We start from the raw sequence: 13,076 nt of genomic DNA, 5'->3' as shown, positions 1-13,076 counted from the left end.
TCTCCTCAGGAAGTGATTACACATTAAATAAAACAAACCGGTCGGTCTAGTTAATAAGTGTCAGAGAACTGTCAATTGAAGTTATTTGAAAAATGATCTGCTGAATAACTGATTGTCAGCGCTGCAAAAACCATGAGTTTTGTGGAGTTAATTGCACTTCCCTAAACTCATGGAGGTTTTTTGGTGTGAACCTTGAGGTCAATCATGCGTGGCGAGCGTTTTAGATCTAAACTGGAGTTAACTAATCAATTAGTTATTGGTTTTGTACCTGTGGAGGGAAATGTATGAGCAGTAGTACCTTTATCGTCAACTTTGTTGGCCAAGCGACCCCAGCCACCATTAAAAACCTCGCATCAGTGACCCACGAAAACGGGGGGAAATGGCTGGTGAGTAAAGTGAACTTTATTGAAGACAACGTCGCCGCTGTCATCAAAGTCGAGCTTCCGAGCGACAATGCGCAAGTTGTCAAAGATGCCTTCAACAATCAACAAGGTTTGCTCGTCCAGATTTCAGATACGGATCCGCATCGTCATGAGCAGGAGACAGTTTTCCAACTAAGACTCGACGCCAATGACAGAGCGGGTATCGTCAATGAAATCACTCAATTCTTAGATGGACAAGATATTCGTATTTTAGATATGGATTGTCACCGCGTGTTTCTTGCCGGCGGCGGTGGTATCGGCTCTAGCCTGTTTACCGCCAACATGGCTCTAAAGATCCCGCCTGCGATGCAAATAGAAGATGTAGCGAGTGAACTTGAAGCGTTGAGCGAAGATACTCGTGTGATTCTTGAGTCCTAAAATGATTCGCTATTGGGCTGATTTTTACAGTCAGCCTTAGTGAATTGCATCTACATGTTATCGTCACCCCTGCGCCAGGCAGGGGTCTACTTACAATGTACACCAATCCAATCTAAACGCGATTGTCTCCAAACCCATAGGCAATGATTTGGCTTATCTCAGACAGCGAACGACCTGATTGCTGGTGCCATTCCATGAAGGCTTTGTTTGCAGCAGTCATAGCACGTTTAGTACCTCTTCCAGAATCAATAATGTTGGTATTACGAAGATACCCTTCCACATCATTAGACAAAATGAAGGTATCTACACCCAATTGTCGTAACGCATAAGGTCCGGTGTTTCCCCCCAGACGAGCGCCGTGTTTTTTCAGATGTGCCCATAAATCCGTTATCGACTCCTTTGGCCAATCTGCCACCATTTGGGCGAAAGAATCATGTTCAAAGCGTGCTCGCTGAATCATCGCTGCATTGGCTGGTATGGACATCACCTTGGTCATATGACGAATAATTTTAGGATCTTGCGCTTTTTGTTCCCACTGTTCTTCAGAAAGCATGAGCAATGGGTCAATACGAAATTGGAAAAAGTGCTCTTCGAAGTTAGGCCATTTATTTCTCACTACTTTCCATGAGATGCCACTTTGGAACACCTTCATAGAAAAAGCAGACAACCAACGGTCCTCAGGAATGGCGGCAACTTCGTCTCGCGTAAGAGGCTTGGAAACAATAGACTCAAGTCCCCGCTCTCCCCCTTTTCGCTCTGCTGATCTCGCATAAATCGAATCAAACTTTTCCATAAATTTCCATTACCTACTGCTAAAAATGCAACTTAATCAAATGAACCATAAAAGAGGTATTTCGTAACTATACTCGTTACTGACACTTGGAATCTAGCTAAGGATAGCCCTTATGAGAGCGCTTTTGATTTTTGTTCTACTACCACTAAACGTTATAGCCGCGCAATTTGGTCGAGTTGAATATAAAGGCAGCCAGCATTGGGTCAAAGTCGCTGAAGAAAACCAAAAGCTCTATGACATCTTGTCTGACTCTCCTTTCAATAATCCCAAAACGCTAAAAACCATCAAGGCATCAGAAGCAACACCTCTTACCCCGTTAACGAGTGGCAGCGTTTACGCCGTAGGGCTCAACTTTAGAAGCCATGCCGGCAATTCAGGTGCAGCTAAACCAGAAATTTTCTTTAAATCCATCGATTCAGTAAGAATAAGTGGCGATCTCTCCTTCCCAAAAGGTGCCAACAATGTCCACTTTGAAGGTGAACTCGTTATTGTGATTGGCAAACCGTGCCAAGAGGTCAATAAGACATCTGCATTGGAGTGTGTGTTCGGATATCTAGCGGGTAATGACCTCACTGAGCGCAGTTGGCAAGGACAAGACCTTCAGTGGTGGCGTGCAAAGGGCGCTCGAGGGTTTGGCCCTGTTTCTAGTTTTATCGTTAGCGATGTCGCGATTAAAGACCAAGTCATCACCACCACGCTAAACGGCAAAGTGATGCAGCAAGAAAGCGTTGCCAATATGATTCACGATGTACCTGCAATTATCTCATATATAAGTACCTACATTACACTGAATCCAGGCGACATGATTTTTGCAGGAACGCCGGGGCGCACACGTTCGCTCAATGCTGGAGATGTAGTTAGCGTTTCTATTGACGGTATCGGTACAGTCACCAATACCATTCAAGGCTCAAACTAACTCGTATTCTAAACCTGACGCTTGGTAGCTATCGATGACCTCTTGGCGTCGATAGCAGTCGAGGCTGTGGTCATTGATAAGCCCTGCGGCTTGGAGAAACGCATAGATGATAGTAGAGCCAACAAATTTAAAGCCACGCTTTTTAAGGTCTTTACTGAGCGCGTCCGATACCTTCGAGGTCGCAGGATAGTCCTCAAGTTCCTTATAACTGCTGACTAATACCTTGTGATCGGTAAACGACCACAGATAGTCGCTAAAGCTACCAAACTCTTTTTGAATCTCTATAAAGTATTGAGCGTTGGTAATCGTCGAGCTGATTTTTAGCTTGTTACGAATGATGCCGGTATCTTGCTGTAAGCGCAGCCCATCCTCTTCGGTAAAGGCCGCCACTTTCTCTACATCAAAATTGGCAAACGCACGTCGGTACCCGTCACGCCTTTTGAGAATGGTGTACCAGCTTAATCCTGCCTGAGCAGACTCTAACACCAGAAACTCAAACAAGGTTCTATCATCAAGAACGGGCACGCCCCACTCTTGATCATGATATTCCACATAGTATTGTTTAGTTTCATCCAACCAAGGGCAGCGATTAGCCATGTTCGGTATCTCCGTTACAATCCATTTTCACTAGAGTTCAGCATACTCCTAACAAACGGCCTGTGCCAGTAAGGTACTGACACAGGCCGTGATTTTCTAAAAGCAGTGTTTAGATCTACAGTTGATTAGATCTTGAATCGACCAATCTCACTTTCTAGCTTCTGCGACAAGTCTGAGAGTTCAACCGCTTGCTGAGCCGCTTCTTGCGCTTCTTCTGCCAGCTCATCAGAGACGTCGCGAATGCCTTGCGTATTGCGGGTAATTTCAGACGTAACCGAAGCTTGCTCTTCGGCAGCGGTAGCTATTTGCGCAGCCATATCACTAATTTGCTCAACTGCGGCGTGGATCTGCGTCAAACTTGCTGCTGCGCTATTGGCATCATCAACACTGGTTACTGCCAACGCTTTGCTGTCGCCCATAATACCAACAGCCTTCGCTGTTGTGCCTTGTAAGGTCTCAATCGTGCTTTGGATCTCTTGGGTAGAAGCATGAGTGCGCTGACTCAGCACACGAACTTCATCTGCCACAACCGCAAACCCGCGGCCTTGCTCTCCTGCGCGAGCAGCCTCAATCGCAGCATTCAGTGCTAACAAGTTAGTTTGCTCAGCAATATCCTGAATCGTCGAAAGAATGGTATTGATGCTATTACCATGAACTTCAAGCTCTTGGATAACGGATGTAGCGACATCGACTTCAGCAGCCAAGTTCTGAATAGAGTTTTGAGTTTGCGACACCTGACCCGCACCATGAGTGCTTGCTCCTACCGCCTCAGACGAGTTCGACGCAGTCATGTCTGCGTTGTTCGCAATCTCTTGTGTCGCGGCGGCCATCTCATTGATTGCGGTCGCCACCATGTTAATTTCATCTTGCTGAGTTTGAATACGCTGACTTCGAACACGAGCATGCGTTGCCGTGTCTTTAGCTTGTTCAGACAATGCGATTGAGACATCTTTCAAGTGCATAATAGTCTCGTGCATATAGCTGACGAAGGTATTGAAGTTACGCGCTAGCTGACCCACTTCATCTTTGCTTCTCGGCTCCAATCGCTGAGTTAGGTCACCTTCACCAGACGCAATTTCCTTGAGCGCCTTCGATACGCGAGCCAGATCGTTTACCAAGAAACTCATTAGCCATGAAGCAATAAGCGCGACAAACACCAAAATAATCAATGAAGTGACAACAAGTTGCGTCAATGCCGTCTTATGTCCTGCAAGCTCTGTAGCCTTGTCTAATTCAATAGCAAATACCCAATTGGTACCTGGAACTTGCGAGAACAACATAAGCTTCTCAGAGCCACCTAGGGTTAGTTCCAAGATTGAGCGGTCCGCGACTTTCTGCTCAATAGTACGAGTCGTAAAGTTTTGGCCTAGCGCCGTGACCGGTTTCAGCAGCAGTGACCTTTTTGGGTGCGCGAGAAACGTGCCGTTAGTCAGGTCAATCAGCATAGCACTGGCATTGTCACCCACGTTTAGGCTGATCACATCATCGACTAGCTGATCAATCAGCACGTCAGCGCCCACAATGCCAGCCATTTTGCCATGTGTACGTACAGGTTCAGCAATCGTGACTAGTAACGCATTGGTAATCGCATCTTGATACGCCTCTGTAATAATCTGTTTGTTGGCGGCTTTTGCGTCTTGATACCAAGGGCGGGTTCTTGGATCGTAATCTGCACGGTTGCGCTCTGGATGAGAGCGATACATGTCACCTTCAGGCGTACCAAAGAAAATGTCATCGAATCCACCAGCAATACGCGCTTGTTGCAAGTAAGGTACGTTGTCCTCTTGGTCAGCAAAACCATTAAACGCGCTAGCGATGTCTTTACGAATATCAATCCAATTTTTGATACCTTCAACGGCGGCAAACGATACATTATTTGCACGCGCAGTGATCGCGGCATTGGTTTGAGAAGAGAGTTGATTGGCAGAAAGGATGGTCAAAGCCAAAGCCATAATGATCACTGCGCTCAACGTAGCGGCAATGAGCTTTTGTCTTAATGATAGGTTCATAAGTTATTATTCTGTTATTTATAGGATTTACTGACCATTCACTTAAATTATGAATTGGCAAATGGCGGTCGAATAATATACATATTTAAAGGCAAAATCGAGAGGCAATATATTGACTTAAGATGATGTAACAACGTCATATTCTTGACTACCCGCAAATAACAAACATTTATTCCATTTTTGGTGCGACCAAACACACCTGATAAAAGCTATACTTGCGAGCTCCTACCCTTATTTGGACGCAAACATGCCTGAACACCTTTTTCAGTTGCCTCTGGTTGCTGTCATCATTGCTTACCTCAAACGACCCTTTATCCATTAGCTGAAGGGCTATCTAACACCATTACTCCATTTGGAGTAATCCACTTAGACAACCTAAGGTAAACAATGAAGAATAAACACTGGACACAATTTGAACTTCTCCATCAAACCGTCAAAAACCAGAACATTCATATAAAAGGGTCACATAGCTATTACAGTGATGCTTACGATGATGGTTTTGAAGCATCAGTCGTGCGCTATTTACATGGTGATGAACACACCAAAGACCGCGATCCGCGTTGGCCTATCGACCAGTTATATATTGGAGACTATGTCTGTATCGGTGCGGAAGCCGTCATTCTGATGGGTGGCAATCATACCCATCGCAGCGATTGGTTTTCGCTCTACCCTTTTATGGAATCTATTGATGAGGCCTACCAATCAAAAGGCGATACTTACATTGGAGATGGCGCATGGATAGGTATGAGAGCAATGCTGATGCCGGGAGTGACATTGGGAGAAGGCGCCATCGTCGCGGCAAATAGTATCGTAACCAAAGATGCCCCACCCTATGCGATTGTTGGTGGAAACCCAGCCGCCATTATAAAATATCGGTTCGATGAAACGACAATTCACAGGCTTATAGCGCTCAAGATATACGATTGGAGTCCCGAGAAGTTTGATGCGTTAAAACCATTGATTTGCGCATCCAACATAGACGCACTAGAAGCGGCGAGTCGCGATTTCAAAGCATAAAAAAGAGCGGTCATCGACCGCTCTTTTTAGTTTTATTTGATAGTCAGCTTAGCTGCTTAGTAACGCTCTGTCTTCATACCCATTAGCAAGCTCACACACATCATGAGCAAGATAACAGTAAATGGTAGTGCGGATGAAATAGCACCTGCTTGCAGAGCCGCAATCGCCTCTGTGCCACCAATCCAAAGAAGCGCAACCGCAATAGCACCTTCCATGAACGCCCAGAATACACGTTGAATAACTGGCGCATCGACTTTACCACCCGCTGTGATGCTATCGATAACCAAAGAGCCAGAATCTGACGAAGTAATAAAGAATACCAATACCAAAATCACAGCAATGATCGAAAGCAGCGTGCCCATTGGCAACGCATCGAACATTTCGAACATCGCCAGCGGTACATCACGTAGACCATTAGCACCAAGCGTACCTACTTGATTCACAACTTGATCGATGGCCAAACCACCGAACACAGACATCCAGATCACAGTCACAGTGGTTGGGACAATCAGTACTGCTGTAATAAATTCACGGACAGTACGGCCTTTAGAAACACGTGCGATAAACATACCTACGAATGGGGACCATGAGATCCACCAAGCCCAGTAGAATACAGTCCAACCGTGCATCCAAGCTTCGTCTTCGCGACCGTGTGGGTTACTTAATGGAATGATGTTCTTTAGGTAAGCAAACAGGGTGTCTGGAATAGAGGCGAATGTCACCGCATAGCCAATGAGCGCCACCAAAATCAGCAGCAAGAACGCCACGATCATATTGATGTTACTGATAACTTTCACGCCACCGTCAATGCCACGAAGCACCGATACAACCGCCAGCAGTGTCACAACCGCAATAACGATGACCTGTAGCGTCATGCCCGCTTCAATACCGAATACGTGCTGAATACCACTCGCCGCTTGCTGTGCGCCCAAACCCAGTGACGTTGCAAGGCCGAAGAGTGTTGCAAGTACCGCTAGGATATCAACTACGTGCCCTGCCCAGCCCCAAGCTCTATCACCTAAAATTGGATAGAAGATTGAACGCATCGAAAGAGGCAAGCCTTTGTTGTACGCAAAAAACGCCAGTGATAGCGCTACCACGCCGTAAATCGCCCAAGGGTGTAGACCCCAGTGGAACATCACTGCTCCCAGCGCAAGCTCTTTCGCTTGCTCTGTATTCGCCTCTACGCCAAGCGGAGTCTCGTACCATCCTGTGAAGTAAGCGACTGGCTCAGCCACACTCCAAAACATCAGGCCAATACCCATACCTGCGGCAAACAGCATCGCAAGCCAGGACATGAATGAATAATCGGCGACAGCATCAGTACCGCCTAGGCGGATTTTTCCGAAAGGCGTCACAATCAACACTAAACAGAAAACGACGAAAATATTGCCAGACCACATGAATAGCCAGTCAAATTTGTTGATGATGCTCCACTTAATTCCATCAAGTGCGCTCTTTGCCGTCTCAGCATCAACAATCACGGTCATTACTAGGAGAAGCGCAATAAAACCTGCACTGATCCCAAATACTGGGTTGTGAACATCAAACCCCCACTTTTGGACATTATCCTGTCCTATTGTGTAGTCAGTACTATCAATACTGTACTTATCAATACCCTTTGTCATGAATCCTCTCTATGACCAAATTGCTTTCAACTCAAAGCATTTAACGTTCTATATAACGGCGACATTGGCATACAAAAATCGCTGAGAACATGCATTAATCTACTTTTCAGCGCAGTACTCTACCAAATTATAAGTGTAATTTCACAATATGTGATTTTTATGGCGATATTTTAAGCAAACAGCTTGGAGATAAAAAAGATTAGTACTCAAAAGAGTATGGCGTTTCTAAATACAGAGTAGAGAAATAAAAAACGATATGACGGTGTGAGGAATGAGAAAGCCGGGCTTGATAAGCGAACAAAAAATCATCAGACCCGGATAGTATTTTAGTTTTTCGATATATTACTATCGAGCTGCAGAACGGGGGCTGCATCAAGATCGTCAGCGTTCATCATCAATGAAATACGCTGGATAGACGAGAGAAGCAGCGTCTGCTCCCAGCTCTCCAACGCTTGAAACTTGTTCACGAAATTATCTTGCAGTGGCGGCGGCGAATTTTTCAGCACTTCTTGGCCTTTTTCAGTCAATACCGCGTGGACTTTGCGTTTGTCTTGTTGGCTACGCACACGCTGGACGTATTCCTGCGCTTCTAGACGATCAATAATCGTCGTCGCGGTAGCTTGGCTAATATTAGTGGAATTCGACAACTCACGAATGGTCACATCCCCCATATCTCGAATGGTATTCATGAGGATCAATTGCGGGCCAGTCAAACCACACTCTTTCTTGAGCTTCTTCGAATGTAGATCGATAGCTCGAATGATCTGACGTAACGCTACTAAGACTTCTTCGTGTTTTTCCAAAACTAATTCCAAACGTTCACTGATATTGCGGGCACTTTATAACAGAACTTTGCTGTTGATGTGCGGGAAATTTGATAAAAATTATGTGAGATCACATTAGGGGGATTGGTTGTTGTGATTGCGTCGCATTATACCCCTTTCCTAATCTCCCCTTATCAGAGAAGAACTACTGGCTCGCTTGCGCATCGCTCAATCAAAAGGCGATGCGACGATAGAAGCTAGCCTGTGGTTCTCCCCCTTTATAACGGGGCGCGTAGCCGGGGGAGCTAGAGGGGGTGCTCTTAAGGTCTTTTCTCTTGCATATTAATAAGTTGAAAAACAAAGAGCACCCCTCCCAGCCTCCCCTTATAAAGGGGAGGAGCTACTGGCTCGCTACGCCTCGCTGATATTTTATCTGGCGATGCGACGTTAGTAGCTGCCTATTTTAAAAACAGTGTTCCTGACACTAGGACAAACCATTCTCCAACGCATACTTCGCCAACTCTGCCGTAGAATGCAAGTCCAACTTATGCTTAATATTCTGGCGATGCGTCTCGACCGTTCGATAAGAAATATTCAACAGTTGAGCGATCTTCTTGCTACTGCAACCCTGCGCAACCAAAGTCAAAACCGATTCTTCACGGCGGCTCAGCGGGTTGGACTTTACCGCTGTTGGAGTGATGTCTTGAGAGAATAAGGTTTGGGTTACCGACTCGCAAAAATACGTCGACCCTTGATGAACCGTCTTAATGGCTTGAACCATTTTCTCGGCAGAAATTTCTTTAAGCATGTAGCCGACCGCCCCAGCCTGCATCACCTTCATAATATACTCACGGTTGTCGTGCATGGTCAGCATTAACACGCGAACGTTCGGCAGCTCAGCTTTCAATACTTCCGTTGCCTCAATGCCGTTCATTATTGGCATGCTGACGTCCATCAATACGACGTCTGGCATCGATTGTTTGATAACTTCAACCGCTTCCACACCATTACTGGCTGTTGCCACCACGTCAATATCGGGTTCGCGTTCTAAACGCGCCATAAATCCTTCAAGCACTACTTGATGATCATCGACAATCACTACACTAATTCGGTCGTCCATCACACCGCTCCTTCTACCGTCAACAATACGGTTATTTCTGTTCCTTTGCCATACTCACTAATCAGTTCAAACTCACCACCGATAAATTCGACTCGCTCGCGCATATTACGCAGCCCTATTCCGCGGCTATTCATTGCGCTACTAACATCAAAACCCACACCATTGTCAGACACAATAAGTTGCAGAACTTCACCAAACTGCTTGAGAAACACCGTCACTTCAGTCGCACTGGCATGCTTTTCGATGTTGTTTAACGACTCCTGCACTACTCGATACAGTGTAGTCGCTACTTCAGACTTCAGTTTGGGTGTATTGGCGTCAAGTACCAGATTTGTTTCCGCCATCGAGTAATTTTTAAAGTCTTGCAGCAAGGTGGTAATGGCGGCTTCAAGTCCAATATCATCCAACGCACTTGGTCTTAGATGATGAGATATACGTCTTACTTCCATAATCGCTTCTGACAGCGAGGTTTGTGATTGTTTGAGATGATCCATAGAGCGGTCATCCACACTGCCCGTGTCCATCAGCTCTAAATGACACTTACTCGACACCAGCAACTGATTCACGCCATCGTGAAGTTCCCTCGCCAAATGCTTGCGCTCATCTTCTTGAAACATCACCGTCTTATGTGCCAGCTCTTTAAGGTTCTTATCAGCAAGCTTATGTTCGTGCCAATTGATCGCCAGCGTTAATACAATGATCACCGCAACTGTAACGGCAAAAATGGTGACAATAGAAAACATGGTGGTTTCGATATTATTATCGATGGCCGCGCGCAGCACCGCCACTTCTTGCGCCACATCTTCAATGTACAAACCTGTGCCAATCATCCACTCCCATTTATCAAGCCACGCAGCGTAACTCAACTTGGTGACCGTTTCCCCAGTCGAGGGCTTTTGCCACAAGTACTGATGAAAACCGCCGCCCGCTTGCGCTTGAAACAGCAGAGCTTCTATCAGGTAATCGCCATCTTGGTCTTGAAGTTTAAGTAGATTTCGTCCCACCAACTCGGGAATGATGGGATGGACTAAGTTGGTGCCAATCTTATCGTAAGCAAAGAAATAGCCGTCTGTTCCATAGCGAAGACGGTTCAAAATCGCTTTCACTTCGACCTTCGCTTCTCGCTCCGACAAAGTAGGATCTAGATACGCTTGCTCGATAGCATCAAAAGCGAGCTCAACACTGTCTTTCAATGCGGCTTCTTTAGTGCGGATCAGACTCTCGCGAAAGATGCTGATTTCCTTTTCGCCCAATGCCTTAGCTTGGTAGAGAGTAATCCAACTGACGCTCGCGGTTACAATGACCAGCGGGATCAACGTCAGTAGAATCAGTTTGGCTTTTAACGGCATAGAAATCCTTTCCTAAATTCGCCTTTTGCTATATTCGCCCCTTAACTGCATTCACCTTTGCACTTACGAGTAAAGCTGCACTAAGTGCAGCTTTACTAACCTTACCAACGAGTGGCGGTGAAATGAAACGCTATGCTGAGCTTACGCCAAGGCGATCACATTCCATAGAATTCTGGGAAGATGAGGAGAGAAGCTAGCACCACTATCTGTATCGCGATGAATGGCATCACGCCTCGATAGATATCACGTGTCGTGACTCCATTTGGCGCCACTCCCTTAAGATAAAACAGGCTAAATCCAAATGGTGGTGTTAAGAACGAGGTCTGTAGGTTCATCGCAATCAAGATTGCAAACCACGTCATGTTGATACCCATCAGCTCGGCGACTGGCGCAATCATAGGTACGATGATGAAGCAGATTTCAACGAAGTCGATGAAGAAACCAAGGATCAAGATAACCAGCATAGTGATGATCAAGAAGCCCCATTTTTCACCTGGAATTTCTAGCATCCACTCTTCCACCAGCATATCGCCGCCAGTGTAGGTAAACGCCATTGAGAAAGCGGTCGCACCAAGCAAGATTGCGAACACCATCGCCGTCACTTTTACCGTTTCTTTGGACGCATCGTAAAGCATGCTCCAGCTAAATTGACGATAAAGCACAGCCAACACAATCGCACCAGCGCCGCCCAGTGCTGCAGACTCTGTTGGCGTCGCAATACCGGCGAATATCGAGCCCAGTACGACTACGATCAGCGCCAAAGGTGGAATTATAGCTTTAAGTGCCGTTTTCACCTCTTCTGAGCGTGAAATAGACTCATCACGTGGGATTGGCTGCGCGCTCTCTGGGTTCAGCTTGGCATAGATAAGAATATAGAGTACGTAGGCGCCAACTAGAACAAACCCCGGCCACAGCGCCGCTTGGAATAGATCGCCAACCGGCACACCCAACACATCACCAAGCAAGATGAGTACGATAGAAGGCGGAATGATTTGTCCAAGGGTACCCGATGCGCAAATCGTACCGCAGGCAAGCCCTTTGTCGTAATTGTACTTAAGCATGACAGGCAGAGAGATAAGACCCATTGCTACAACAGAAGCACCAACCACACCCGTTGATGCGGCCAGCAATGCACCCACCAGCACCGTAGAGATAGCAATTCCGCCTCGCACACCACCAAATAAGCGCCCCATTGACTCTAAAAGCTGCTCTGCTAAGCGCGTCTTTTGAAGCACCAACCCCATGAAGACAAACAGAGGCACCGCCATGAGTACCGTATTCTCCATGATGGATTGAATTCGATATGGCATAAAGGCAAACATCTCCATGCCTTCAGCCCAAACACCAAAAATTAATGCAATGCCACCAAAGGTGAAGGCGACAGGGAAACCAAGTAGTAGCGCGAACAAGGCTACAAAAAACATCACAATACCGATCATGAGAACGTCCTTATTCTTTAGCGTCGGAAGACTTTGCGTACATCAAATGCGGATTAAACAACTTGTTCAATGAGTGAAGCACCAATCCGCAGCCAGCAATCGCCATAAATGAGAAGGACAATGGGATCATCGCTTTAATCACCCAACGATAAGGTAAGCCACCTGGGTCACCGGAAGTTTCACCAAGCTCAAAACTTTCTTTCGCAAAGTCGATACCGTACCAAGCGACCAATAGGCAAAATGGGAACAAAAAGATAAAGGTGCCGAGTAAGTCGATAATGGCCTGCGCCTTCATAGATAAGCGCTCATAGAACACATCCACACGAACGTGACCGCCCGCTTTTATGGCATAAGGCACACCTAATAAGAACACCGCTGAAAACAGGTGCCACTCCATTTCTTGGAAGGCAATCGACACATCATTAAAGACGTAGCGCATGACAACGTCATAAACCACGTTTGCTAACAGAAGAAGAAAAAGAATACTGGATAGCCACCCGAGCACATCGGCTATCTTGTTAAACAGTCTTTCGATATAAATTAAACTACGCATACAACTTTCCGCCTATCCGCCGTGATTCGTTAATAGTTATGATTAGGGCGTATGACAATGGGTGTAAAAGAAAGTGGCGCAGGAGCTACGC

Annotated in this window: 12 protein-coding genes; 3 read left to right on the top strand and 9 right to left on the bottom strand. The window is 46.1% G+C overall.

Annotated elements, in window-relative coordinates; all coding sequences use genetic code 11:
• Positions 1–284: 284 nt before the first annotated feature.
• Positions 285–800: a glycine cleavage system protein R gene (locus PG915_RS06910; protein ID WP_353498446.1), complete on the top strand. Its 516-nt coding sequence runs from the start codon at positions 285–287 to the stop codon at positions 798–800.
• Positions 801–912: 112 nt separating this feature from the next.
• Here the strand turns inward: PG915_RS06910 and PG915_RS06905 are convergent, their stop codons facing one another.
• Positions 913–1,593: a DNA-3-methyladenine glycosylase I gene (locus PG915_RS06905; RefSeq protein WP_353498445.1), complete on the bottom strand. Its 681-nt coding sequence runs from the start codon at positions 1,591–1,593 to the stop codon at positions 913–915.
• A 112-nt stretch (positions 1,594–1,705) separates the two neighbouring features.
• Between PG915_RS06905 and PG915_RS06900 the strand changes: the two genes are divergently transcribed.
• Positions 1,706–2,509 (top strand): fumarylacetoacetate hydrolase family protein, encoded by an 804-nt coding sequence (locus tag PG915_RS06900; protein ID WP_353498444.1) that lies wholly within the window; start codon positions 1,706–1,708, stop codon positions 2,507–2,509.
• Here the strand turns inward: PG915_RS06900 and PG915_RS06895 are convergent.
• Both PG915_RS06895 and PG915_RS06890 read right to left on the bottom strand, forming a co-directional pair.
• Entirely contained in the window at positions 2,501–3,106 is a 606-nt protein-coding gene (locus PG915_RS06895; protein ID WP_353498443.1) for a DNA-3-methyladenine glycosylase I, read from the bottom strand. The two genes, PG915_RS06900 and PG915_RS06895, sit on opposite strands and share 9 nt — an antisense overlap.
• 125 nt (positions 3,107–3,231) lie before the next feature.
• Positions 3,232–5,115, bottom strand: a complete 1,884-nt coding sequence (locus PG915_RS06890) for a methyl-accepting chemotaxis protein (protein WP_353498442.1) — start codon at positions 5,113–5,115, stop codon at positions 3,232–3,234.
• 387 nt (positions 5,116–5,502) lie between these two features.
• Between PG915_RS06890 and PG915_RS06885 the strand changes: the two genes are divergently transcribed.
• Complete coding sequence (locus PG915_RS06885) at positions 5,503–6,132, top strand: CatB-related O-acetyltransferase (RefSeq protein WP_353498441.1); 630 nt, start codon at positions 5,503–5,505, stop codon at positions 6,130–6,132.
• A gap of 56 nt (positions 6,133–6,188) precedes the next feature.
• Here PG915_RS06885 and PG915_RS06880 read toward each other — a convergent pair whose 3' ends face one another.
• From PG915_RS06880 to PG915_RS06855, 6 genes are all read right to left on the bottom strand, one after another.
• Complete coding sequence (locus PG915_RS06880; RefSeq protein WP_353498440.1) at positions 6,189–7,760, bottom strand: BCCT family transporter; 1,572 nt, start codon at positions 7,758–7,760, stop codon at positions 6,189–6,191.
• 326 nt (positions 7,761–8,086) lie between these two features.
• Entirely contained in the window at positions 8,087–8,563 is a 477-nt protein-coding gene (locus PG915_RS06875; protein ID WP_112461507.1) for a MarR family winged helix-turn-helix transcriptional regulator, read from the bottom strand.
• A gap of 445 nt (positions 8,564–9,008) precedes the next feature.
• Positions 9,009–9,644: a response regulator transcription factor gene (locus PG915_RS06870; protein ID WP_042498079.1), complete on the bottom strand. Its 636-nt coding sequence runs from the start codon at positions 9,642–9,644 to the stop codon at positions 9,009–9,011.
• Entirely contained in the window at positions 9,644–10,993 is a 1,350-nt protein-coding gene (locus PG915_RS06865) for a cache domain-containing protein (protein WP_353498439.1), read from the bottom strand. Before PG915_RS06865 ends, PG915_RS06870 begins: the two co-directional genes overlap by 1 nt.
• A gap of 155 nt (positions 10,994–11,148) precedes the next feature.
• Positions 11,149–12,432 carry a TRAP transporter large permease gene (locus PG915_RS06860; RefSeq protein WP_353498438.1) on the bottom strand — a complete coding sequence of 428 codons (1,284 nt, stop codon included), beginning with the start codon at positions 12,430–12,432 and terminating at the stop codon, positions 11,149–11,151.
• 10 nt (positions 12,433–12,442) lie between these two features.
• Positions 12,443–12,985, bottom strand: a complete 543-nt coding sequence (locus PG915_RS06855) for a TRAP transporter small permease subunit (RefSeq protein ID WP_353498437.1) — start codon at positions 12,983–12,985, stop codon at positions 12,443–12,445.
• Between the last annotated feature and the right edge of the window lie 91 nt (positions 12,986–13,076).

The sequence above is a fragment of the Vibrio sp. CB1-14 genome, from assembly GCF_040412085.2.
GTDB lineage: Bacteria > Pseudomonadota > Gammaproteobacteria > Enterobacterales > Vibrionaceae > Vibrio > Vibrio chaetopteri.
The sequence above is the reverse complement of the archived record's forward strand: the minus strand, read 5'-3'. Positions and strand labels throughout refer to the sequence as shown.